Source organism: Cloacibacillus sp. (assembly GCA_036655895.1).
In the GTDB taxonomy this organism is placed as follows: Bacteria; Synergistota; Synergistia; order Synergistales; family Synergistaceae; genus JAVVPF01.
Window position 1 is genome coordinate 1 of sequence record JAVVPF010000032.1, and the last position, 22477, is coordinate 22477.

The window sequence follows — 22477 nt, forward strand, 5'->3', positions numbered from 1 at the left end:
CGTATTCAGGCCACGACCGCGCCGAGATGCTCGCCCACGACCCCGTGCGACGGAGAGTGGTCCAAAAGGGCGCCCATTTCAAATAAAAAAGAGAGTTGAGACTTCGGTCTTGGCTCTCTTTTTGTTGGCACAAAATTGTTATCTGCTTTGAATAATTTCCATTATGAAAATAGTTGTTTCAACTCTAACCCCTCTATACTGTGTATAATTACGTAAGCTGGACTTTGTGTTTAGCTGAACGCAGGTATTTTTGTAAACCATAATCAAAGGATGTGTTTTTATGGATCCGCTTGCTCAATCTGCGGGGGGAGCGCGCCGGGAGTTTACGCGCGGTGCGAAATTGGCTCTTCCCATTGTAATTGGAATGATACCGTCGGCCCTTGCCTTCGGGATACTTGCGAAGACGGCGCTGCTTACTCTCTGGGAAAGCCTCTTTATGTCCGCCGTCGTCTTTGCCGGCGCGAGCCAATTTGCGGCGCTCAACCTGCTTGTCATTGGCGCGCCGCTTGTTGATATACTTCTCACTACCGCGCTGCTCAACGCCCGTCACATAATGATGGGCTCGTCGCTCTCACAGCGCATGAAGCCCGGAATGGAGCCGCTGAAGAAAACGCTTCTTTTCTTTATGCTGACGGACGAAAGTTTCAGCATAGCCTCCCTCCAAAAAGAGGAGGTCGTTGAACCAGCCTTCGTTTGGGGGGTCCAGATACCCATATATCTGACATGGACCACCGTAACCATGCTTGGCTATATCGGCACCTCGATACTTCCCCAGTCCGTTCAGCAAAGCATGGGCATAGCCATCTACGCGCTCTTTGCCGCCATCATCATTCCCTCCGCACGCAAAAGCCGCGCCGCGCTCACCGTCACTCTCTGCGCGATGGCGCTCTCCGCCTTTCTTAAATGGACGCCGGCATTTGCCGGCATGAACCGCGGCGTCGTCATAATGCTTTGCGCGGGCTGCGCCGCAGCTGTAGGCGCGTGGCTTTTCCCGAAATCAGAGGAGGCGCGCTGATGTCAAAAATCATTTGGCTTTCCATATTGATGATGCTTGTGACCGCTCCTTCGCGCATCCTGCCGCCGTTTTTCCTCTCCGGCCGCAAACTCCCGCCCTTTATCTCGTCCATGCTGGCCTACATGCCCTTTGCCGTCATAGGCTCGCTCATCTTCCCAGACATACTCGCCTCAGCAGGCTCCTTTGAAGCATCCGCGGCGGGCGCCGCCGCCGCCTTTCTCGCCGCGTGGTACAGCGGAAACATACTTGTCGTAATGACCGCCGCCATAAGCGCCGCCTTTATAATCGGCCAAATCTAAACTATGCGTGCATATGCCCATTGACAATCGTGCATATGCACACTATGATAGTTGCAAGCAGATAAGAAAGGGCGGATGAACATGACCTCAGTCAAATGCCGCGGCGTCTGTCGGCGCGTCTGCGCCCCGCCCGCAGCGCTCAGGTTTCTGCCAGAGACGGGAGCGGAACAGACGCTTGAACTCTCGTTTGAAGAGCTTGAAAGCCTCCGGCTTTGCGATATGGAAGGGCTTGACCAGGGCTGCGCCGCGGAGCGTATGCGCGTTTCGCGCGGCACGCTCCAGCGCATAATCTATTCGGCCCACAGCAAAGTCGCTGAAGCGCTTTGCTCCGGCAAAGGCATTTTTATCAACGGCGGCAATTACGAATTTGCCGAAAACTGGTGCGGGGGGCGCGCGACATGCGGCCGCTGCCCGTTCATGGAGGAAAGGATGCAGTCAATCATGGAAAAAGGTATCATAGCGGTAACAGAGGAAAACGGACTGGTATTTCAGCATTTTGGACACACGCGGTACTTCGCGCTCTATGAAATAGAGCGCGGCAAAGCCGTATCCAAAAAAATAATCGACGCGGAAGGCAGCGGTCACTCCGCGCTTGGCGGCTTCCTGCGTGAAAACGGCGTGAACCTTCTCATCTGCGGAGGCATAGGCGGAGGCGCAAAGAATGTCCTGGCCGCCGCCGGTATAGAGCTTATAAGCGGCGCGGACGGCGCCACAGACGCCGCCGTTGAGGCCTTTTTAACGGGCGCTCTGACGGACGACCCCGCCGCGGAATGCACGCACCACCACGGCGAAGCCCATGAAGGCTGCGCGCACCATCACGAAGAACCGGCGGGAACCTGCCGCGGCTGCGGAAACGGCGGCGCCCACGGCTGTCACTAGAGGCAAAATACAACCCGTCACCCCGCAGCGCTTTAATGCGAGGGAACAGATTATTCTATTTGGTTTCTTGCTTAAGCGGAATGATGAGTGTGTCATTCCGCTTATTGCTTGCAAGGGCCGTCTTGCCGCCACGCAGCGCTTCCATGCGTAGTCCGCTGCTTTGGTTTGCAGCCGTTATTTTGCGCAGGTGCATTTGATGTTGCCTGCAATGATTTCCTTCCAGTCGCCGATCACGTCGTGCGTCCAGCAGTCGTCGGCTCCCGCCGCCTCCCGCATTGTAAGCGCGAAAATGTAGCTCAGTTCTTCTACAGTCGCTCCGGCCTCAAGCGCGCCCTTGAAATGTTTCAGCACGCACGGTTTGCTGCGTCCCTTTATAGAGAGGGCAAAGCAGATAAACTGATAAGTTTTTTCATTGATCGGCATTTTAGCTTTATAAACGGCGTCTATCTCATCCAGCTTTTGTGTGAACTCAGGAAAAAATTCCTCCAGCATTCTCATTTGCAGCGCCTCTTTCCAGATATAGGTTTAGATAATGTAAAACGGCTTATGTTATAATAAATAGATACATAGATAAACTTTTAGGTGAACGGGTGGTCGATGATGGCGGATTACATGAAATTATCCGAAAGGCTCAAAGCGCTTTCGGACCCTAACAGGCTGATGATCGTGGAGATGCTCTCCGGCGGGGAGCTTTGCGCCTGCAAATTGCTTGAACGCTTCAAAATAACGCAGCCGACGCTTTCGCATCACATGAAAACCCTATGCCACGCGGGGCTCGTTACGCCGCACAAAGAAGGCAAATGGATGCACTACGAATTGAACATCGAGGCGTTTCGCGGACTGGAGCTTGAACTGCGCGGGCTTACTTGCGCTCAGGCGCAGCAGCAAGCCTCCGGACGCGTAAGCGCGTGACAAATGTCGCGTAGACGCGTCAAAACGCCGCTCCACAGCGCGCAGCGTTCTTAAAGCGCGGGACTTCAGCTTGCCTCGGACGCGCTGACGCGCCCACCTGCCGCCATCGCCAAGCATCCCGCGCCGCCAGTTCCTTACAGCCCCTCTTTTTTCAGCAGCTCTGTTATCTGCTCCACAGAAAGCACGCGCCCGGCAGAAAGCACCTTCTTGCCAAGCACTAGGGCAGGCGTCGACATAACGCCGTAGGAGGCGATATCGGCCATATCCGTCACCTTCTCCACATCGGGCGCAAAGCCCATAGCCTCAAGCGCCTTCGCCGCGTTGTCCGCAAGCGTCTTGCAGTTCGAGCAGCCCATCCCCAGGATCTTTACCGCGGGCGAGTGATCGTCCATCGCGGGGCAGCTATTTTTTCCAGTCATTTAAAAGACCTCCTTATATAATATGTTTGTGTTCCAATAAACCTTTATCCTACCAGCATCGGGCCGATTGCGTTGAACAGATACCCCATCACGATGATGCCGGCGGAGACAATACCTACGAACACCGCAAGCAGCGGAGGCTTGACAGCCTTTCTCAGCATGATGATGGAGGGCAGAGAAAGCGCCGTCACCGACATCATCAGCGTCATTACAGTGCCCAGTCCAACGCCCTTGGCGTAAAGCGCCTCCGCTATTGGTATAGTGCCGAAAATATCCGCGTACATCGGGATGCCCACCGCCGCCGCGATAAGCACAGAAAAGGGGTTGCCGTCGCCAAGCGCGCGCTCAATTACCTCGCGCGGTATCCAGTTATGGATGACGGCTCCCACGCCCACTCCGATAAAAATATAAGGCGCCACCTTGCGCACCGTAAACAGCATCTGCTCCTTCGCGTAAGCCAGCCTCTCTGCTCGCGTCAGCTCTGGCGACGCCAAATCTGCGCAGCGCGCCTCCATGATGTATCCCTCGACATAACGCTCCATGTGCAGCGCCTGTATAGCAGAGCCGCCCGCTACCGCCAGCACCAGCCCTACCACCACATATATCGCGGCGATCTTCGCGCCGAAAATGCTCGTCAATAGCAGCAGCGAGCCTAGGTCAACCAGCGGGGAAGAGATGAGGAACGAAAAGGTGACGCCCACCGGCAGCCCCGCGCTCGTAAAGCCGATAAAAAGCGGAATAGACGAACAGGAACAAAAGGGCGTCACAGTGCCTAAGAGCGCCGACAGCGTATTTGCCGTAAGCCCCGAAAAGCGCCCAAGAATGCGCTTCGTGCGTTCCGGCGGAAAATAACTCTGCACATAAGAAATGGCGAAAATCAGCGTAGAAAGCAGAATAAAAATCTTCACCACGTCAAAAATGAAAAACTGCAAAGAGCCGCCCAGCCGCGAACCGACGTCCAGCCCAGCCGCCGAAAGCAGCGCTCCCGCCGCGTTATTCAGCCACTTCATAGCAAGCAGCTCATTTTGTATAAAAAGCAGAACGCTCCATATCATCTCAAAAATCGTCTCCAAAAAAATCCCTCCAAAGGCCTCTCATGCGTCATTAGCATAAAATATAAATAGACGTATGTCAATATATAAATCACAGGCGCCGAGTGCGCCTTTTCCGCAGCCGCAAAGCCTTAAATTCGCGTATAATTTGAACAAGAACGCAGCCGCGTCACGTAAAACATCACCAAACCAAGCTGTTAGATGCTATAATCTGTGACTAATCATCAGATACACTGTACGGACTACAAAGCCTCATAAGTCAGGCTTATTTGGCTATCGCATAAATATATTTATTATTCCTCTTATGGAAGGGAGCGTTTTTTATGTCAGAGTCAAACACCTTTTGGAAAGCCTACCGGTTCCCCATAATACTTCTGGGAGCCATCGCCTTGGGCTGCGTCATCGGAGCCGTCATGGGCAAAGACGCCCTTGTGCTCAAACCGCTCGGAGACGTATTCATCAACGCCATGTTCATGGTCGTCGTTCCCCTGGTATTCACAACAATATGCAGCGCGGTCGCCAGTATGTCGTCAATGGAAAGGCTGGGCCGCGTAATGAGGTCCCTCGTCTGGATATTCCTGCTCACGGGAGCCGTAGCCGCCATACTGATGCTCGTCACTGTCAGCTTCTTCCCGCCCGCCGCCGGTACAAACATTCAGATGCAGGCAGCAGGCGAGATACAGGCCTTCAGCACCCCGGACCAGATAGTCAAAGCCTTCACCACGGACGACTTCGTCTCGCTGCTCTCACGCCGCGCGATGCTGCCGCTCATCATCTTCACCATCTTCTTCGGCTTCTCGCTGCAATCGCTCGGTGAACGCGGACGCGCCGTTGGACGCGGAATCGCCGTAGTAGCGGACGCCATGCTTCAGATGGTCAAATACCTGATGTACTACGCCCCCATCGGCCTCGGCGCCTACTTCGCCACCCTCGTCGGCGACTACGGCCCGCAGCTTTTGGGCGCATACTTCCGCTCAATGGTCATATACCACATCGCCACCTTCGCCTACTTCTTCATCGCCTTCACCATCTACGCGTGGTGGGCTACGCAGGGCAAAGGTGTAAAAGTCTTCTGGGCAAAAATAATCACCCCCGCGCTCATGGCGCTCGGCTCCGGAAGCAGCACCGCGACGCTCCCGCTCAACCTTGAAGCCGCCACAAACATGGGCATTCCGCGCGACATCAGCGAAATAGTGCTGCCCATCGGCGCCACCGCGCACATGGAAGGCTCCTGCCTCTCAGGGATACTTAAAATAGCCTTCCTCTTCGGCATCTTCCAGATACCGTTCACCGGCCTTGGCACAATGGCGACAGCCGTAGCTGTAGCCGTCCTCTCCGGCGTCGTGCTCTCCGGCATCCCCGGAGGCGGCCTCGTCGGCGAAATGCTCATCGTCAGCCTCTACGGATTCCCGCCCGAAGCCTTCCCCATAATAGCGACCATCGGCTTTCTGGTAGACCCCGCGGCCACAATGGTCAACGCCACAGGCGACACCTGCTCCGCGCTCATGATAACGCGCCTAGTAGACGGCAAAAACTGGTTTTCGAAAGCAAAAATAGTCAACCTGTAACAAACTTTCAACTCACAGCCATACAAAACGCAGAGCCTTCCGTCACGGAGGCTCTGCGTTTGAATTTGTATTATCTTTCGTAATGCGTTCTGCACACTGCGATTTGAATAACCTCGTCCACAATACGATAGACAAGTCTGTTTTTTTCGTCGATTTTACGGCTGAACCAGCCAGACCATTCATATTTCAGCGCCTCCGGCTTTCCGATGCCAGACTCTTCGCCGTTTCTTTCAATGTCGGCTAGCAGGCTGTTGATTTTTTTTAATGTTTTTCTGTCTTGCGTCTGCCAATATACATAATCTTCCCAAGCCTCGTCCGACCATGTTTTATGCAATTTACAGTGCCTCGATCAATTCGTGCCCGGTGCCGCCGCCCTCGTTTAGCTGTTTTATGGCGCGGTTCACACGGGCGCGGTTCTGCTCGCTGTAAAACGGGTCGGCTGGCTCCGATATGGCTTTAAACGGTAATCCGTTGTGCAAGACAGCCTGCTTTAAAAAGAATCTCACCGCCGTCTGCGTATCCAGCCCCATATTTTTAAACAACCTGTCAGATTGTTCACGCAGCTCCCTGTCAACGCGCACCTGTAAAACAATTGTCTTATCCGCCGCTGCTACAGCCATAGAGATACCCCCTCATTTTTGTTGAATTATAATATTTTACAATGTTGGTGTATAGGATAACATACATATTCATACATTTCAATTACCACTTGTCTCGTATTCCACCGAAATATACCCAGGCGACATAACCAATTTGCCGCGCGCTTCAAGCCGACACCCCTCGTTCTCATTTAAAAAGCGCCGCCGATCTTGAGGACCGGCGGCGCTTGCATCGTGAGGCTATCTTAAGTAATCGCCTCTTTGCACAAGTCAGGCAGAAAATCTTTCGATTTTCGTGATCGAACTTATTTTTTCCGATGCGCAAGATGCGCTGCGCGTGCGGTTTTGCCGGCGGCGCAGCCTGAACATCCGGTGCAGCAGCCGCAGCAGCTGGTTTTGCCGGATTTTTTGTCGCGGCGCAGTTTTATTATTATTGCGGCGACCGCCGCGGCCAGCAGCGCGCTTATTATTATTGTGGCTGTCATTTGTGTTTCCTCCTATCCAATCTGCGGCGCCGAAGCGGCGGCCGATTTTTTTATTTCTTTTGTCTTTGTTTTGGGCGCGGGGCGCAGCAGCAGGAAGATAGTGAACAAAAGAAGCGCGGCTGCTCCCGCCGTCCATCCCGTGAAGCTTTTGTCAACGGCGGCCGTTCCAAGCTGGTAGATGATGAAGGCCGCGCCGTACGCGTAGGCGGTCTGGTAGGCTATTGCGAACCACGTCCATTTCGCGCTGTTCATTTCACGTTTGATTGCGCCAATGGCTGCGAAGCATGGAGCGCAAAGGAGGTTGAATATGAGGAAAGAATAGGCGGCAAGCGGCGTGTAGTGCGCGGCGAGCGCCGTCCATATCTCGTTTCCGTCTTCTGATGTCTCTGCTATGCCAAAGAGTACGCCAAAGGTCCCTACGACATTTTCTTTGGCGATGAGGCCGGTCATTGCGGCCACGGAGGATTGCCATGTGCCCCAGCCAAGCGGCGCGAATATCCACGCCACGGAGCGGCCGATGGCTGCGAGAAAACCGTGCGACAGCTCTTCTGTCATCACAATTCGGCCGTCGGCGTATCCGAAGTTTGAGGCGAACCAAACGAATATGGTCGAAAGCAGAATAACGGTGCCCGCTTTTTTAATAAAGCTCCATCCGCGTTCCCATGTGCTGCACAGGATGTTGGCGAGGGAGGGCATGTGATAATCGGGCAGTTCCATGACGAACGGCGCGCTTTCTCCGGCAAAAAGCATTGTTTTTTTGAGGATGAGGCCGGAGATCACAATAGACGCGATGCCGATGAAGTAGGCGCTGGGGGCGACCCACCAGACGCCGCCGAAGAGGGAGCCTGCTATGAGGGCGATTATCGGCAGTTTTGCACCGCAGGGCATGAAGGTGGCTGTGATGATGGTCATTCTGCGGTCATGTTCGTTTTCTATGGTCCGTGAAGCCATTATCCCGGGTACGCCGCAGCCTGTCGCGACTATCATCGGGATGAAGGATTTTCCTGAGAGGCCGAAACGGCGGAATATCCTGTCCATAATGAAGGCGACGCGCGCCATGTAGCCTGAATATTCAAGTACGGCAAGCAGTGCGAAGAGGACAAACATCTGCGGCACAAAACCCAGTACGGCGCCCACGCCGCCGATGATGCCGTTTAAGATAAGGCTCTTGAGCCACGCGGCTACGCCGAGTGATTGCAGGAATCCCTCGACTGCGGGCGGAATGACCTCTCCAAAGAGTACGTCGTTCGTCCAATCTGTGACGAAGGCTCCGACAGTGGTTACAGCTATGCCGTAGACGCAGAATATTACTGCGGCGAAGATAGGCAGCGCGAGCCACCGATTTGTTACCACGGCATCAATGCGGTCTGTAGCGCTAGGTGCGCCGTTTGCGCCTTTTGTGTGGCATTTGTCGATGAGGCCTGTGATATAGGCATACCTTTGCCCCGTTATTATGCTTTCCATGTCGTCGTCGAATTTTTCTTCACAGGCCTGGCGCACGGAGGCAAGCCGGGCGAGCGCCGCCTCTTTGTCCACGTCCGCGACAGCCGGGATGAATTTTTCGTCGCCTTCAAGCAATTTTACTGCGTACCAACGGGCAGTCGCTTCGGGAAAGGCGCCTGCGAAAGCGGCCTCTGCTGCGCCTATCGCCTCTTCTAGCGGCGTTGAAAAAATTTTTTGCACGGCGGGGATTGTTCCCCCGTCTGCTGCGGCGCGTGCCTCTTTTATGAGTTTTTCTAGCCCTGTTCCCTTGAGTGCGGATATTTCGACCACGGCTATACCCAGCTCCTGCGAGAGCCTACGTGTGTCGATTTTTTCTCCGCGCTTCTGGACGACATCCATCATGTTGATGGCGGCTACCATCGGTATGGCAAGTTCGGCCAGCTGCGTTGTGAGATAGAGGTTGCGCTCAAGATTTGCGCCGTCTATGATGTTTATAACGGCGTCGGGCATCCCTGAGCTAAGATAGCTCCGCGCGACGCGCTCCTCGGGGCTGTACGGTGATAGTGAGTATATGCCGGGCAGATCAACTATCGTTATATCTTTGCAGCCGCGAAGCGTTCCCTCTTTTTTCTCAACGGTGACGCCGGGCCAGTTGCCTACGGTCTGATTTGCCCCTGTGAGGGCGTTGAACAAGGTCGTTTTACCGCTGTTCGGGTTTCCAGCAATGGCGATTTTTTGAGTCATTTGGCTCCTCCTTTTATGCCTTTGTGTTAGCTGAGGCTAACACGCGCGAGCAATTTTTTGCAGGGTCGCCCCTGCTGAGTTTTTTGCTGATAGTTATGCTGTAGCGGTCACTTCGACTATTTCGCCCTCCGATTTTCGCAGGGAAAGCTCATATCCGCGCACAGTCACTTCGATGGGGTCGCCCAGCGGCGCCATTTTCATCACCTCTATGCGGCTTCCCTTTGTTATTCCCATGTCAAGCAGCCTGCGGCGCAGCGCGCCTTCGCCGTGTACGCGCACGACGGTAAGGCGGTCGCCCGCGGCGGCCTCTTTTAACGTCCTCATTTTTGACACACTCCTATCAGATATAAATTTTTAATGCGACGTCGTTGTTTATGGCGATTCTGGCGCCCTTTATGCTGACTATCATGCCGTCGCTGTTTTTGGAAACTATTGTCACTTCGGCGCCGGGAACAAAGCCCATGTTCTCAATGAACTGCCTATGCGCGCCATTTCCACTGATTTTTTTTATCATGCCGACGGCTTCGCCGGCCATTGCTAAAGGCATCATCTTTTATTCCTCCTAAGACCGCATTAGCATGCGCTAACTTCTATGTGTCATGTAGGTTAGCATAGGCTAATTAATTTGTCAAACAGGCAAAACGAAAACGGCTCGGGGTACAGGCCGAGCCGCGGGTGTTGGCATCTATTGAGGGAAAATCCCGATTATGCTTCCGCGTGAGGCGGGAGGCTTGTTTTTCCTCTTGCTTTTGATGTTATTAAAATACTATAAAAATATGAGGATTTTATGTTGATGATGTGTGGTTTTGGTGTGGAAGCGGCGAAATAGTTCCGCTTGACTAACGCAGCGGGCTTTTCACGCGTGCGGCATGCGGCGGACGTAACAACGGACGAGGCTTGCGCCCCGTCCGTTGTCTTTTGATGTTGTCTGTTTGTTAAGGCCTTCTATTAAAGGAAGAAGCCTTTGATTTTGAGAGCGTCGGCAACGCGTTTGATGGCTACGAGGAATGCCGCGCGGCGCATCTTTACGTTGTGCTCCTGTGAATAATCCCAAACTCTCTTGAAGTTGTCCTTCATGATGGGGACGAGACGGTTGTTGTATTCTTCTTCTGTCCAGAAGAAGCCCGCGAGGTCCTGCACCCACTCAAAGTATGAGCCGATGACGCCGCCGCTGTTGGCGAGGAAGTCGGGAACTACGAGGATGCCGCGCTGGTCAAGGATGGCGTCTCCGCTGGGGCGGGTGGGGCCGTTTGCGCCTTCAATGATGTATTTGCACTTGAGTTTGTCGGCGTTTTTGTCGCTGATGACGCCTTCGAGCGCGCAGGGGCAAAGGACGAGGCAGTCCTGCTCAAGGATCTCTTCGCCGTTCATTCTGACGAGGCCGGCCTCTTCGTAGCCTTCGAGGATACGTTTCGGGTGCTTCTCAACGTATGCCTTGGCTGCTTTGATGTCGATGCCGTTAGGATTGTAGTAGCCGCCGGTGATGTCGCTGATGCCGACGATTTTGCATCCCGCGTCCTGAAGTACGAGCGCGTTGTAGGTTCCGACGTTGCCGAAGCCCTGTACGATGACTGAAGCGTCTTTAGGATCGACATGCTGCGTCTTGAGGAGTTCGAGTACGCATGTGGCTACGCCGAGTCCTGTGGCTGCTGTGCGGCCCTTTGAGCCCCAGTAGGAGACAGGTTTGCCGGTGACTACGCCCGGTTCGAGGTGGCCGCGAAGCTTTGAAATGGTGTCCATGATCCAGACCATTTCCTGTCCGCCTGTGTTTACGTCGGGCGCGGGAACATCTTTCCAGTCGCCGATGACGGGCGCGATGCGCGCGGCGAATGTGCGTGTCATCATTTCGCGTTCGCGCGGTGAAAGTTCAAAAGGATCTACTGAGATTCCGCCTTTGCCTCCGCCGTAAGGAATACCGGCGAGTGAGCATTTCCATGTCATAAGGCTTGCGAGAGCTTCGCACTCTTCCATGTTTACATCAGGATGGAAACGAAGTCCGCCCTTCGCGGGGCCGCATACTGTGGAATGCTGCACGCGGTAACCGCTGAAGACTCTTACTGAACCGTCGTCCATCTGGACAGGGACGGCGACGTAGGTCGCGCGTTCCGGGTGGCTCAATACTTCGGTAAGCCCCTCATCAAGTCCCATCTCTTCCGCTGCTGCGTAAAAGTTTTTCAACGCTGTGTCAAGAAGTACGTTACTGGAAGTACGTTTCTGTACGGCCATACAAAAAACCCCCTTAGATTATCCGCCCTCTCGGGCAGTGACTTTAAAACTGCACCCTTACGGGACATTTTAAATGTACGTTAATATTGTATTCCTGAATACTTTTTCCGTAAAGGGGGGGCGGGGAAGGTTATATTTGTGAAATCCAGAAAATAATATCAAATTTGAAAAATTAACGGCGTAAGGCTTAGAGAAAAAAGATACAAAGCACCAAATCGCCGGCAAAAGCCTTTGTTATTAAAGAATAATTAATAAAACGGGTTTTTAATCTTTATTTTTGCGGTTCAGAGCGGCGGTCTTCCCTTAAAAAGATGCAGTGAAGAGTTTTGCTCTCCACTGCATCTCGTACATCGCGGCGCGACACGCGCCTTTTGCTCTTTGCCGTTATTTTGGGATAGAGGATTGTATGACGGTGATGACCTGCTTGTCTGTTGTGCCGGTGCGAGTGACTGTTATCTTTGTGGTACGCGGCGCGCCGGTTTTGTTTTCCGTGGTCTCAATGAGTATACGGTCTGAGGAGGGGGCAAGCACTTTGCACCACTCTCCCCCGGAGGCTACGGCTGCCTCCCACGTGCCTTTTGCGGCTACTGTGATGTACGTTGCCTTTGCTGCGCTGCTTCCAAGGTCTACGTTATGCTTGTCAAGCGCAAGCAGCGGCGCAGCTTTGGAAGAGAATGGGATCAGTATCGTCGATCCCGTCGCAGCAGTCTCTTTTCTGCCGCAGGGGAGGGTGCCGTTTCCGCGCGTCCATGTCCTTCCGGTGACCAGTGACGGAGTCACCTTCAATGTGGGATTGCCGGCCCGCTTATCAGAATCTATTCCCCATACCCAAAAATTGTAGAAGATGAAGGTCGATCTTGAGAGGTCCGTAACGGGGGCCTCGTCCATCCGAGTCCAATTTCCGGCTTTTTTACTGTCACGCGGAGTGTTGTTATATGTGTAGATCCATGTAGGTTTATTGTTCCCGGCATCATAGCGCAACTCGACATCGGAGACCTTCCATGATTTTGAATTGCTGGCTCCGATGCCGAATGACAGTTCGCCTGCCGCCTCCGGCCCGGACCCTTTTGCCGTTACTCCGACTTTTCCGCCAAAATTCCATGAGAATGTTTCCGTATGTGATACCTCTTTGTTGGTTGACCGAGGCTGCGCGCTGATAGGCACGATCTCGCCGCCCACAGCGGCGCCGTTAATGAGCAGTTCATTGGCTGCTGTAACGGATTTCATGTAGTTTTCGACGCGTTCTCCGCCTTTTTTCCAAAACTTCGTATAGCCGTCGCTGCCGTTGATGGAACATTCCTGTTCAATGTAGTACCAGTCTCTATCGTTTTCGAAGTCATGGGCGCCTACGATAAAAACGCTTATCGAGTAAGTTTTGCCCTTAATTGTCTGTGTCGCAGTCTTTACGAAACTCTGGCCTATTTTCAACAGGTTCTTGTTGTCCGGGATCGTGTCCGCGGCGTAGGCTGGCGAAGCGAAGATGCGCGCTTTTACAGCCTCAAGCGCTCTTGCCTGAAGCTGCGCCTGCGCTTGGGGATCTGGTTCTTCCAACAGCCACTCGCGCAGACAGTTCCACTCTTCGTCCGTAAGGTCGTCGCTCGCCGGCTCTGTGTCTGCTTCAATTACGAGGTCTGATGACTGAACGATCCCGTCTATTATACTGTATACGACGTCTCCGCTGACAGCTCCATCACAGCTTAGGGCTTTGCTGTCGCCAGAGGCAACGAGAGCGTCGGGCTTGATGACGAGCTTAAAATTATCGTCTATTGTCTCCTGATTGCCCAGCTCTTCGTCTCCACTTATCACGACGAATTTATCTCCGCTTTCTATGGCAAGGAGGCCGTGAACTTCGGTTAAAACATCTTCGGAGGCGATGGAGCTGTCGCCCAATGAAGCGAAGGTCCTGATATCGCCGCTTGTCTCCTGAGAGACCGCGAATATGGGAAGCGTGCCCTCGTCGGAGTCATCGTGGCTGTATCCTGTGAGGATATTTTTATAGAGGTAGTCTCTTTCCGATTTGTCGGAAGAGACGAGGACGATTTCGCCTCCCGAGAGCGCGCATTCTTTCATTTTTTTAGCTGTCGCGGATCCCGGTTCGACAACTTCAATGGAGTTGTGTTCAAGTACAAAAGAAGAGCCCATAGGCACCTTCTCCGCCATGAAGGGGTCATATTGGATAACATCAATGCTCGCGCCGCGCAGTTTTGCGATGGTGGCGTCGCTAACCTCTCCTATGGTGTATAGCTTTGCCTGTTTTGCCGCAGGTGGCGTGCCGTCACTGCTTCCTCCGCAGCCTCCCGCTGTTACTAGGGCGGTGATGGTTAATACTGTCATGAGCAGCGCCGCAAGTAGTCCCGTGTTTCGCTGTTGCATTTCGCAACCTCCTTTAAGGTATATTTGAAAATTTTGTTATTTTGTCCGGCGCGCTCTTTTGCGTTTTGCCGCAAAAAGAGGAGCCGCCGCAAGCAGGGCAAGCGTCCCAACGCCAGCGGAACATCCGCCGCCGCTGTTGCCGCCGCCGCCTTGATTTTGTTCTTCGAGCGCGTAGGTGCATGTCATTTCATCGGCCGGCGCGGAGAAGTCAAAGAGTTTTATGCCCGTGCGGAGCTCGGCGGTCTTTGAACTTGCTGCGGCGAAGAAGTTGCTTTTCAGAAATTCCACGGCGGAGTCAGGAAATAATCCATTCGCTTTCGCAAGGTCGTTGCCAGCATACCACAGGGACTGCGTAGTTCCGGAGCCTGCGCCCTTGACTCTTGGGTCGGCGTAGGGCCATATTGCCATTATTCCCTGATGCGGGTTGTAGACGGTATCTTTGTCGTCTTCAGATTTGCTGTGCTGGTTGATGTCGTTTCCCAGATCAAGGCTTCCTTTGCCGATAGTTTCATCGGCATGGATGAGCAGCACTCCCTTTTTTCCGCAATCCCATGCCTGTAGGCCCGCGTCCCAGTTGGTTTCGTCCGCTGAGGTTGGGTCACGCACCTCCATAAGGTAATACTGATAGGGAGTGGAGGCGGGGCCGTCCACCATGACGGGGGAGCTTGCTTTGGTGTAGCTCTGGCGTCCGATGCTGAGAGTTTTTGCGACAGTGCTTTTTTGCGCAGCGGAGGGCGTCTCCCAGCCGAGGTAGTATCTGCTCCACGCGTCGAGGTTCACAGGCCTCGTTCCGCTGTATTCTCCGGCACGCGCGCCGTCGCAGCCGATCGCCATAAGTGAGAAGATGCCAAGTCCGCTGTTGTAGTATGAGGTGTCGTAAAGGTCGGGCAGCGCGCAGAGCTGATGCCCAAGCTCGTGGCACATGGTGCCGGTAAGCGGCATTCTGTAAGGCGTGGTTACTCCTTCGACGGTTTGCGTCACAATTTCTCCGTTCATCGCCCAGAGCGAAAGCGTGACGTCTCCGCTTAGCTGGACGGCGTCCGCTGAGGTTGCTTCATTGCCATATTCGGAAGATGCCTGATGAGCCCACACGGAGGGGGTTCTGTCGGCCGGTACGCCAGATTTTTCGTATCCTGCAAGTATCAGGTAGACGACAAGTTCGTCGGCGGTCAGTTTTTTATCATGGTTTGCATCAAATGAGGCAAAATTTAGTTCAGGATTATTTTTTTGCACTTTTTCCAGGACGTTTTGGACAAACTTGACCTCGTTTCTCTGTGCCGCTATGTTTTCCTCATTGTTGTTGGTGGATGCGATCTTGTAATCAGGATGGCGGCCTTCGTTATAATCCGCGGAGGTCATCTCTATCTTTATGATCTCCGATATCCCCGATATCGGAGTGAGCTTCAAACGCCCCTTGGATTGGTCTTTGTAATAGCGCGTGACGGAGAGCGTGTCGCCCCATACGTCACGAGAGTGATCTTTAATGTCAACAGACGGTATTGTTGTGTTGCCCCTTGTGTCTTCAAATGTGACACGGACTACAAGCGCCCTTCTGTCGCCGGCAAGCGGCGTCGCGCGCGGAGTCCATCTGGCGGGCGCCGCCTCCGTTGCGCTCTTGCCCGCGGGCTTTTTTACAGAGGTGCGCAAAGACGAGCCCGCAAGCGGCGTGTATTCCTTTACCGCGCCCGCGGGCGCGGCTGTGTTGATGTGGTAGTGGACCTCGGACGAAACGAGCGCACCGTTTTTTACCACGGCGAAGTCCCACCATTTGGAGGCGGCGTCGTAGACTACGATGTAGCCGTCCGCCACGGAGCGGCTCCAGTGGGAGCGCTCGTCGCCGCGAGTGGTTATCTGGAAGCTGCTGCCGTCAGGCTGCTGCACGGTAAACACTTTATTCGGATTTGCGGGGACGGCAAAGGCCGCTTGTGAGAACATAAGGACAAACAACAGCGCAAGTGCGGCGCAGAGTTCCTTAAGCAACGGCGCGCGGCCGATGGGGAAAAAGGGCATTTTGGCACTGATCATAGGGTGGATCCCTCTTTTCTTATCGGTACATTGAGAATACCTTACATGGATAAAGTAACACACTATTGGACTGTTTTCAATGCCCTCGTGCATCAAAAAACCACGGATTGCGCTACAAGGCTAAAGAAAAAGTTTTGCCAGAATGACCGCGGCTACAAGCCCCGGCAGCATGTTCATCGCGCGTATCTTCATGACGCCGAGCAGGTTGATGCCTATCGCCATCAGCATGAGGCCGCCAGTGGCGCTCATTTCGGTTATCGCGGCGTCGGTCATGAAAGGCTGTATCCACTGCGCGGCAAGCGTAAGCGCGCCCTGATATAAAAATACCGGAACTGCGGAAAATATGACGCCGAAGCCAAGCGACGCCGCCATCGCGACGGAGGTCAGCCCGTCTATCAGCCCCTTTGCAAGAAGCAGCGACGGATAGCCGCCCAGCCCCTCCTCAAAGGAGCCAAGCACCGCCATAGAACCGGTGCAGTAGATGAGGCTCGTCGTGATAAAGCCGGTGGTGAAGCCAGCAGCGCCCGCGCCGATGCGTTTTTCAAGCCCCATGCTGGCGCGTTCAAAAGCGCCTTCGATGTCAAGCAGCTCGCCTGTGAGCGATCCCAGCGCGATGCTGCCTATGACGACGAGCGGCTGTTCCGTTTTTATAGCCATGCCGATGCCGAGCGTCATCACGAAGAGCGCCATTCCCTGAACTGGCAGCTCCATTATTTTTGCCGGGATTTTTTTGCGAAGAAGCAGACCGACAGCGGCGCCCGCAATGATCATCGCGGCGTTGGCAAGGCTGCCGAAGAGTGGTATAGAACTTAATGCATCCAATAATAAGACCCCGCTTTCATCGGTTTATTATATCGCATCACGTAAAATGGCGGGGAATTTTATTGCCGTCAAAGGCGTTTGGCACGGTCATATAAAAAGAAATTTTAGAGAAAAGAGGGGCTACGGTATATTTAATGATGGTTCACCATTAGAATTTACGGGGGGCTTTGAAGAAATCGCTTTTGCGCGGGCCTTGTTTGGGATACTCCAAAAAGATACGGACGCTGAACCCTTAAGGATGGAGAGTTTTGAGTAGTCCGGATAGGTGTCGACTTTATCTTTCCGTCGGCGAGATAAACAGGCGCCCCCGCGCTTTGGGAGGCGCGGGGCCGTCTGTTGTTTTATGGGCTATTTTGTGAGCAGGCCTTTTTTCTTTAGGACGCCAAGTATGTAGTCGCGGATGAGTCGGTTTGACTCTTCGACTAGCTCCGCTTTATGGTCGATGATGTACTGGCCGGCGGCCTTTGTGTCGGCGCGCAGTGAATCAAAGCCTAGGTCGTCGTAAAGCGCGTCTACGCGCTGCTCTGAGAATTTCTTAGTGTCTATGCCCGGGTTTGCGACGGGGTGTTTGCAGTGCAGATAGCTGTCGAGCACCTGAAAGCGTCCCGTGAGATTGTCCGTGTCGACGGACATTTCACCCGCAAAGTTCTGCGCGTCCATGTTGTCGTCGAATACATCGGCCTGAGTGACGCTTCCGTCGTCGACCCTTGTAACCACCCATACGCGCGTGCGCGGTCTTTCGTTCATATAAAACAGCCTCCTCTCTTTACTTTACCTACTATAAAAAATAACGGGCCGAAACGGAGCGTAAAATTGACGAAAGAGCGCTGCGCCTTTGACCTGTTTATTGTTCGTGCCCATAATATTGAGAAAACAGCCGTTACATTCGTTCGTTCCTTCGATATAATGCTTGTAAGAATGAAAATAAGTGATATTTGGAGGAATAGATGATGAAAGAATATGCGAAGCTGGGCTTTATGACGAAGGCGCTGCATTCCGGGCACGGCTGCGGAATGAAACGGGCGGAAAAGATGCAGTCCGCGCTTAAGGACGTCTCGCCGTGGCTCTCGGAGGCTTCGTTTGAGTCGCTTGCCTTTGAGGCCTCTTTTGCGGCGCTTGACGGCGGCAACAGCGCCGTGGCCTTCGCCTCGTCCTACGCGGCGTGGAGCTGCCTTTTGCGGACGCTTTGCGCGGAGGGGACGAACGTCATTCTCTCAAGCCGCGTCTGCTGCGGGACGAGGCGTCTAATTTGCAGGATACTTGAAGAGATGGGGGCCGCCGCCAAGTTTGTGGACAGCGACCACCCCTGCCAGACGGAACAGAACATAGACGACGATACGCGCGCTGTCATCACGGAAAGCCTGGCCGCGCCGATGATGAGCGTGGCTCCGCTTGAGGCGCTTTCGCGCGTCGCGCGCCGTCAGGGCGTTCCGCTTGTCATCATAAACACGCTGGCTACTTCGGCGCTCTGCCGCCCGATAGAGTTTGGCGCGCACGTCACTGTGACGGAGGCGGCTCCGTTTGCGGCCTCCGGCGGCGCCTCAGCCTGCGTCGTGACTGACGGCGCGAATTTCGACTGGCACGAGTGGAGCGAAAAATTCCCGCAGCTTACGCGCGCGGACGCGGAGTTTGGCGGCGCGTCGTTTTCATCTCTCTTTGGCGAGGCCGCCTTTGGCGCGAAGATGCGTTTTCTCGCCATGCGCGGCGCGAACTATATGACGTCGGAAGGCGAAGCGGAGCGGCTGCGCTCCTTTCTGCGCACGCTCGGGCTGCGCATGGGCCGTCAGAGCGAAAACGCGCTTGCCGCGGCTAAGTTTCTAGCCGCGCATGAGTTGGTCTGTAACGTGAGGTATCCGGGGCTTGCGGGCCATCCGCAGAACGATATGGCGCAGGTCTACCTGAAAAACGGCTGCGGCGCAGTGCTCTCCTTTGAGCTGAAACGCCGTGAGGCGCAAAAGGAGTTCATGGAGGCGCTGCGGCTCATAAGCGCCGCGGCGTCGCCTGAGGGAATGACCTCCACGCTTTTTAAGAACGAGGAGGCCGCGGCGCGGCTCTGTCTTGCCGTGGGCTGCGAAGCGGCGGCGGACATCACAGCCGATTTGGGTCAGGCGCTGAACGCGGCGCTTGCGCGGCTTTAGCCTCGCGCTCTCCTAGCGCCTTATCTATTGCGGCAAAACGCGCGCCGGCTTCGTCAAAGGGCCGGCCGCCGTTTTGCGGCGTACTTGGCGCATTGTTGAACGAAGCGCTCGGCCGCCTTTGGGAAACCTGCGAAATGCAGGTGAAGATAGGAGCCTAAAATGTTTTCGTTTGCAAAGCCGCCCGGATAACTTTCGCCGGTTCGGTTTTTCGTGAACAAAAATGCGTTTTGCGCGGGCGCAAGCGGTTCCATGCTCGAAAAATGGAACTCGTGTCCACGCAGCGTCTCGCCCTTTTTTGCGATTACGCAGTCAGCAAGCGCGGTTGCCGTCACGTAGCCCACCGTGCGCAGGCTGTCGTTCATTTTGCACTCCGCCGGGACGACGCCCGCCATTTCGCGCGCGATGCCGTCGAAGCCGGCCATTGCGCGCGTCAGGTACATGAAGCCGCCGCATTCGGCGTATATGGGCATCCCGCCTTCCGCCGCCTCCCTTACAGAGGCCTTCATGTTCTCGTTTGCCGCAAGACGCTCTGCAAATACCTCGGGAAAGCCGCCGCCGAAGATGAGGCCGCAGCAGCCCTCTGGAATACCCTCGTCGGAAAGCGGGCTGAACGGCGCTATCTCCGCGCCGAAGGCCTCAAGCACCGCGAGGCTCTCTGGATAATAAAAGGAAAAGGCTTCGTCTTTTGCCACCGCTATTTTCACGCGGGGACTCTGCGGCGTTGTCTTTTCACACGCGTTGGGCGCTTCAAGGGGAGGCGCGCTTTTTGCTATTTCCACTATTTTTTTCAGGTCTATGGCGGGTTCTATCATGCGCCGCACGTTTTCTATGTGTTCTTTATTGCTGTTTTCTTCGACTGGCAGCAGCCCTAAGTGGCGTTCCCTCACCTCGGCCTCTTTATTGCGCGGCACCGCGCCTATGACTGGAAGGCCGATTTTTTCTATTGCCTCAGCCGCCATCGTGCGGTGGTTTTCGGAGCCGTACCTGTTTATGATGACGCCGCGAATGTCGACCGATGGGTCGTAGTCGCGAAAGCCTTTTGCGATTGCCGCCGCGCTTTCGCCCATTGAGCGCACGTCTATGACAAGAAGCACCGGCGCGCGAAGCGCTTTCGCTATTGCCGCCGTGCTGCTGACGCCGCCGCGTCCTCCGTCGTAAAGGCCCATTACGCCCTCTATTATCGAGATGTCGGCCTCCTCGGAGGCCTCCGCGAAGATGCTTTTCATGGCCGGCTCGTCCGTCAGCCATGTGTCGAGGTTGTCGGCGCGCCCTCCGGCCGCGGCGCTCAGGTAGCCCGGGTCTATATAGTCGGGGCCTATTTTGTATGGATGGACGCGCAGGCCGGAGGCCGAAAGCGCCGCTATCACGCCGCTTGTTATGGTCGTCTTTCCGCTGCCGCTCTGCACGGCGGCTATGACGAGGCGCGGTCTATTTCGCAGGCTCATCGTGCGGCGCTCCGCTCTTTTTGACAAGGCCCATGACGCTCATTATGTAGTCTACGTCGAGATTTTTCAGCGTTTCGGCGGCAAGCGCGTCGTAGGCGGCCTCTTTTGCGGCCGAAGTAGAGACGGCGGCGCGTCTTGCCATGCCGCGGCGGTCGCGCAGGCGGTTCAGCCATTCGGTGCGAAAGGCGTCGTTGTGAAAGGCGTTGTGGAGATAGCTGCCGGCGAGCCTAAGTTTTGCGTCTGCCATGCCGTCCGCGTTCCCGTCAAGCTCAAAGAGCGGCGAGAAATTTTCGTCGCGGCGCAGCGGGAGCGTCGTGCCAAAATGTATCTCATATCCCGCGACCTGCGTCATTTGCGCAAAGGCCGGATGTATGACGCGCCCCGCGCGGCGGAGGGTGGTCTTTTCCGTTCCGAAGGTGGTGACTGCGGGCAGCAGGCCCAGCCCTTTGATGAAGGGGATTTTGTCGTTGTCGCGCAGAAATTCGTCGTTTATCTCCTCGCCCATCATTTGATAGCCGCCGCAGAGTCCGTAGACGGCGCCGCCCTCTTCGGCGAAGGCGCGTATTGCGCGCGCTATGCCGGATGTTTCAAGGTACTGCATGTCGAGCACGGTGCTTTTCGTGCCGGGCAGCACGACGGCGTCAAGGTCCGCGACTTGCTCCGGCGCGGCGAGCTCGATTATGTCTACGTCCTGCTCGAAGCGGAAGGCCTCTATGTCGGTGTGGTTTGAGACGCGCGGGAATTTTACGACGCCCACGCGAAGCCGCGCCTCTTTTGTGGCGTGCTCGCCCCGATGCCAGTTGATGCTCATTATGTCCTCGCCCTCAATGACGACCTCGGAGAGCCACGGAAGGACGCCGACGACTTTGACGCCGGTCTTTTCCTCGGTGAATCTCACTGCGTCCTCAAAGAGCGAGAGGTCGCCGCGGAATTTATTGAAGATTATCCCCTTGACGCGCTCTCTGTCGGCGCCCAGCAGTTCAAGCGTGCCGACGACGGAGGCTATAGCGCCGCCGCGGTCTACGTCGGCCACAAGCAGCACCGGCATGTTCGCCTCGTTTGCGACGCGCATGTTCACTATCTCTGCGGCGTTCAGATTCACCTCGGCGGGGCTGCCCGCACCCTCGCAGACCATGACCTCGTAGTCGTCGTCTATTCGCGCAAGCGCCTCGCGCACCGTCTTTATTCCCTGTCCCATCGTGAAGCTCCGGTAGTAATTTTTGTCGCACGGAGCGTCGTAGACGCGCCCCATAAGCACTATCTCGGAGGAGGTGTCTTTGCGCGGTTTGAGCAGTATCGGGTTCATGTAGGCCTGAGGCTCTACCCGCGCCGCCTCCGCCTGCACGCCCTGAGCGCGGCCCATTTCAAGGCCGTCCGGCGTGACGCAGGAGTTGTTTGACATGTTTTGCGATTTAAAAGGGCAGACGGCATAGCCCATGTCGGAGAAGATGCGGCAGAGCGCCGTTACGATGAAACTTTTTCCGGCGTCGCTCGACGTTCCCTGTACCATTATCCCTTTGCATTTTTTCATCAGAACTCAACGCCCCTTCTTGCAGGAAGTCCTTTGTCGTAGTAATGCTTTATCTTTTTCATCTCTGTTACGAGATCCGCGCGGCGAAGCAGCGCCTCTGGCGGCCTGCGCCCGGTCATCACTATCTCAGCGCCGCCCGCCTCGTCTATCAAAGAAAGCGCGTCGTCCTCGGCAAGACAGCCGGCGCGTATCGCCGCCATTATTTCATCAAGCACGAGAAGGTCGGGGCGTTCGTTTTGCAGGATGTTATGCGCGGCGATAAGCAGCGGGCAGCGGCCGGGACATTTTTCCCCTGCGCGTCCGACGGGACAGAGGCGCAGCTCTATGCCCAGCTTTTGCGCGCTCTCTCGTTCGCCGCAGTCGCGCGCCTTTCTGAACTGTATGACGAAGGCGCGTCCGCCGCATCCGGCCATGCGCATCGCCAAGCCGAAGGCGGCCGTGCTTTTGCCCTTGCCGTCCCCGGTGTATATCTGTACCTGAGCGGGCGCGCCGTCCAGCATTT

At 55.1% G+C, this 22477-nt stretch carries 23 protein-coding genes; 6 read left to right on the forward strand and 17 right to left on the reverse strand.

The features are described 5' to 3' along the window. Positions 1-280 precede the first annotated feature (280 nt). The 3 genes from RRY12_10165 to RRY12_10175 all read left to right on the forward strand — a co-directional run bounded on the left by RRY12_10165 (position 281) and on the right by RRY12_10175 (position 2193). The gene (locus RRY12_10165; GenBank protein MEG2185032.1) at positions 281-1015 is read left to right on the forward strand and encodes an AzlC family ABC transporter permease; all 735 of its coding nucleotides are present in this window, start codon (positions 281-283) and stop codon (positions 1013-1015) included. Then, a complete protein-coding gene (locus tag RRY12_10170) occupies positions 1015-1314 on the forward strand; it encodes an AzlD domain-containing protein (GenBank protein MEG2185033.1) in 300 nt (99 codons plus the stop codon). Before RRY12_10165 ends, RRY12_10170 begins: the two co-directional genes overlap by 1 nt. Positions 1315-1395: 81 nt before the next feature. Then, positions 1396-2193, forward strand: coding sequence for a NifB/NifX family molybdenum-iron cluster-binding protein (locus RRY12_10175; GenBank protein ID MEG2185034.1), 798 nt, complete (start codon positions 1396-1398; stop codon positions 2191-2193). 174 nt (positions 2194-2367) lie between these two features. On the opposite strand, the gene RRY12_10180 is transcribed toward RRY12_10175, so the two are convergent. Then, complete coding sequence (locus RRY12_10180; GenBank protein ID MEG2185035.1) at positions 2368-2691, reverse strand: carboxymuconolactone decarboxylase family protein; 324 nt, start codon at positions 2689-2691, stop codon at positions 2368-2370. A gap of 102 nt (positions 2692-2793) precedes the next feature. Between RRY12_10180 and RRY12_10185 the strand changes: the two genes are divergently transcribed. Continuing rightward, positions 2794-3105 (forward strand): metalloregulator ArsR/SmtB family transcription factor, encoded by a 312-nt coding sequence (locus RRY12_10185; GenBank protein ID MEG2185036.1) that lies wholly within the window; start codon positions 2794-2796, stop codon positions 3103-3105. Positions 3106-3239: 134 nt separating this feature from the next. Here RRY12_10185 and RRY12_10190 read toward each other — a convergent pair whose 3' ends face one another. After that, entirely contained in the window at positions 3240-3524 is a 285-nt protein-coding gene (locus RRY12_10190; GenBank protein ID MEG2185037.1) for a thioredoxin family protein, read from the reverse strand. A gap of 44 nt (positions 3525-3568) precedes the next feature. Beyond that, positions 3569-4597: a permease gene (locus RRY12_10195; GenBank protein MEG2185038.1), complete on the reverse strand. Its 1029-nt coding sequence runs from the start codon at positions 4595-4597 to the stop codon at positions 3569-3571. 302 nt (positions 4598-4899) lie between these two features. Between RRY12_10195 and RRY12_10200 the strand changes: the two genes are divergently transcribed. Beyond that, entirely contained in the window at positions 4900-6144 is a 1245-nt protein-coding gene (locus RRY12_10200) for a dicarboxylate/amino acid:cation symporter (protein MEG2185039.1), read from the forward strand. Positions 6145-6214: 70 nt separating this feature from the next. On the opposite strand, the gene RRY12_10205 is transcribed toward RRY12_10200, so the two are convergent. From RRY12_10205 to RRY12_10255, 11 genes are all read right to left on the reverse strand, one after another. Further along, the gene (locus tag RRY12_10205; GenBank protein ID MEG2185040.1) at positions 6215-6478 is read right to left on the reverse strand and encodes a Txe/YoeB family addiction module toxin; all 264 of its coding nucleotides are present in this window, start codon (positions 6476-6478) and stop codon (positions 6215-6217) included. A 1-nt stretch (position 6479) separates the two neighbouring features. Continuing rightward, a complete protein-coding gene (locus RRY12_10210; GenBank protein ID MEG2185041.1) occupies positions 6480-6764 on the reverse strand; it encodes a type II toxin-antitoxin system RelB/DinJ family antitoxin in 285 nt (94 codons plus the stop codon). Between the two features lie 284 nt (positions 6765-7048). After that, positions 7049-7228, reverse strand: coding sequence for a FeoB-associated Cys-rich membrane protein (locus RRY12_10215; protein ID MEG2185042.1), 180 nt, complete (start codon positions 7226-7228; stop codon positions 7049-7051). Between the two features lie 12 nt (positions 7229-7240). Further along, complete coding sequence (gene feoB, locus RRY12_10220) at positions 7241-9415, reverse strand: ferrous iron transport protein B (protein ID MEG2185043.1); 2175 nt, start codon at positions 9413-9415, stop codon at positions 7241-7243. A 93-nt stretch (positions 9416-9508) separates the two neighbouring features. Beyond that, entirely contained in the window at positions 9509-9739 is a 231-nt protein-coding gene (locus RRY12_10225) for a FeoA family protein (GenBank protein MEG2185044.1), read from the reverse strand. A 16-nt stretch (positions 9740-9755) separates the two neighbouring features. Beyond that, complete coding sequence (locus RRY12_10230; GenBank protein ID MEG2185045.1) at positions 9756-9965, reverse strand: FeoA family protein; 210 nt, start codon at positions 9963-9965, stop codon at positions 9756-9758. A gap of 398 nt (positions 9966-10363) precedes the next feature. Further along, positions 10364-11641 (reverse strand): Glu/Leu/Phe/Val dehydrogenase, encoded by a 1278-nt coding sequence (locus tag RRY12_10235; protein ID MEG2185046.1) that lies wholly within the window; start codon positions 11639-11641, stop codon positions 10364-10366. Positions 11642-12025: 384 nt separating this feature from the next. Next, positions 12026-14014 (reverse strand): BACON domain-containing protein, encoded by a 1989-nt coding sequence (locus tag RRY12_10240; protein MEG2185047.1) that lies wholly within the window; start codon positions 14012-14014, stop codon positions 12026-12028. 36 nt (positions 14015-14050) lie between these two features. Then, a complete protein-coding gene (locus RRY12_10245; GenBank protein ID MEG2185048.1) occupies positions 14051-16039 on the reverse strand; it encodes a Synerg-CTERM sorting domain-containing protein in 1989 nt (662 codons plus the stop codon). A gap of 120 nt (positions 16040-16159) precedes the next feature. Then, on the reverse strand, positions 16160-16861 hold the full coding sequence (locus RRY12_10250; GenBank protein ID MEG2185049.1) for a DUF554 domain-containing protein: 702 nt from the start codon (positions 16859-16861) through the stop codon (positions 16160-16162). Between the two features lie 348 nt (positions 16862-17209). Next, on the reverse strand, positions 17210-17608 hold the full coding sequence (locus RRY12_10255; protein ID MEG2185050.1) for a hypothetical protein: 399 nt from the start codon (positions 17606-17608) through the stop codon (positions 17210-17212). Positions 17609-17808: 200 nt separating this feature from the next. On the opposite strand from RRY12_10255, the gene RRY12_10260 reads away from it, so the two are divergent. After that, complete coding sequence (locus RRY12_10260; GenBank protein ID MEG2185051.1) at positions 17809-18999, forward strand: PLP-dependent transferase; 1191 nt, start codon at positions 17809-17811, stop codon at positions 18997-18999. A 53-nt stretch (positions 19000-19052) separates the two neighbouring features. Here RRY12_10260 and RRY12_10265 read toward each other — a convergent pair whose 3' ends face one another. From RRY12_10265 to RRY12_10275, 3 genes are read right to left on the reverse strand one after another with little or no spacing between them, the layout of a single operon-like run. Beyond that, positions 19053-20444: a cobyrinate a,c-diamide synthase gene (locus tag RRY12_10265; protein ID MEG2185052.1), complete on the reverse strand. Its 1392-nt coding sequence runs from the start codon at positions 20442-20444 to the stop codon at positions 19053-19055. Beyond that, on the reverse strand, positions 20428-21975 hold the full coding sequence (locus RRY12_10270) for a cobyric acid synthase (GenBank protein MEG2185053.1): 1548 nt from the start codon (positions 21973-21975) through the stop codon (positions 20428-20430). The genes RRY12_10265 and RRY12_10270 overlap by 17 nt, the downstream gene beginning before the upstream one ends. Then, the gene (locus tag RRY12_10275) at positions 21975-22475 is read right to left on the reverse strand and encodes a cob(I)yrinic acid a,c-diamide adenosyltransferase (protein MEG2185054.1); all 501 of its coding nucleotides are present in this window, start codon (positions 22473-22475) and stop codon (positions 21975-21977) included. The genes RRY12_10270 and RRY12_10275 overlap by 1 nt, the downstream gene beginning before the upstream one ends. Positions 22476-22477 lie beyond the last annotated feature (2 nt).

Coding starts and splice junctions, on each gene's coding strand:
- RRY12_10190 (MEG2185037.1), bottom strand. CDS start 3,524: ATGACTGGAAAAAATAGCTGCCCCGCGATGGACGATCACTCGCCCGCG.
- RRY12_10175 (MEG2185034.1), top strand. CDS start 1,396: ATGACCTCAGTCAAATGCCGCGGCGTCTGTCGGCGCGTCTGCGCCCCG.
- RRY12_10230 (MEG2185045.1), bottom strand. CDS start 9,965: ATGATGCCTTTAGCAATGGCCGGCGAAGCCGTCGGCATGATAAAAAAA.
- RRY12_10185 (MEG2185036.1), top strand. CDS start 2,794: ATGGCGGATTACATGAAATTATCCGAAAGGCTCAAAGCGCTTTCGGAC.
- RRY12_10210 (MEG2185041.1), bottom strand. CDS start 6,764: ATGGCTGTAGCAGCGGCGGATAAGACAATTGTTTTACAGGTGCGCGTT.
- RRY12_10235 (MEG2185046.1), bottom strand. CDS start 11,641: ATGGCCGTACAGAAACGTACTTCCAGTAACGTACTTCTTGACACAGCG.
- RRY12_10200 (MEG2185039.1), top strand. CDS start 4,900: ATGTCAGAGTCAAACACCTTTTGGAAAGCCTACCGGTTCCCCATAATA.
- RRY12_10180 (MEG2185035.1), bottom strand. CDS start 2,691: ATGAGAATGCTGGAGGAATTTTTTCCTGAGTTCACACAAAAGCTGGAT.
- RRY12_10270 (MEG2185053.1), bottom strand. CDS start 21,975: ATGAAAAAATGCAAAGGGATAATGGTACAGGGAACGTCGAGCGACGCC.
- RRY12_10255 (MEG2185050.1), bottom strand. CDS start 17,608: ATGAACGAAAGACCGCGCACGCGCGTATGGGTGGTTACAAGGGTCGAC.
- RRY12_10240 (MEG2185047.1), bottom strand. CDS start 14,014: ATGCAACAGCGAAACACGGGACTACTTGCGGCGCTGCTCATGACAGTA.
- RRY12_10265 (MEG2185052.1), bottom strand. CDS start 20,444: ATGAGCCTGCGAAATAGACCGCGCCTCGTCATAGCCGCCGTGCAGAGC.
- RRY12_10260 (MEG2185051.1), top strand. CDS start 17,809: ATGATGAAAGAATATGCGAAGCTGGGCTTTATGACGAAGGCGCTGCAT.
- feoB (MEG2185043.1), bottom strand. CDS start 9,415: ATGACTCAAAAAATCGCCATTGCTGGAAACCCGAACAGCGGTAAAACG.
- RRY12_10170 (MEG2185033.1), top strand. CDS start 1,015: ATGTCAAAAATCATTTGGCTTTCCATATTGATGATGCTTGTGACCGCT.
- RRY12_10275 (MEG2185054.1), bottom strand. CDS start 22,475: ATGCTGGACGGCGCGCCCGCTCAGGTACAGATATACACCGGGGACGGC.
- RRY12_10225 (MEG2185044.1), bottom strand. CDS start 9,739: ATGAGGACGTTAAAAGAGGCCGCCGCGGGCGACCGCCTTACCGTCGTG.
- RRY12_10215 (MEG2185042.1), bottom strand. CDS start 7,228: ATGACAGCCACAATAATAATAAGCGCGCTGCTGGCCGCGGCGGTCGCC.
- RRY12_10245 (MEG2185048.1), bottom strand. CDS start 16,039: ATGATCAGTGCCAAAATGCCCTTTTTCCCCATCGGCCGCGCGCCGTTG.
- RRY12_10165 (MEG2185032.1), top strand. CDS start 281: ATGGATCCGCTTGCTCAATCTGCGGGGGGAGCGCGCCGGGAGTTTACG.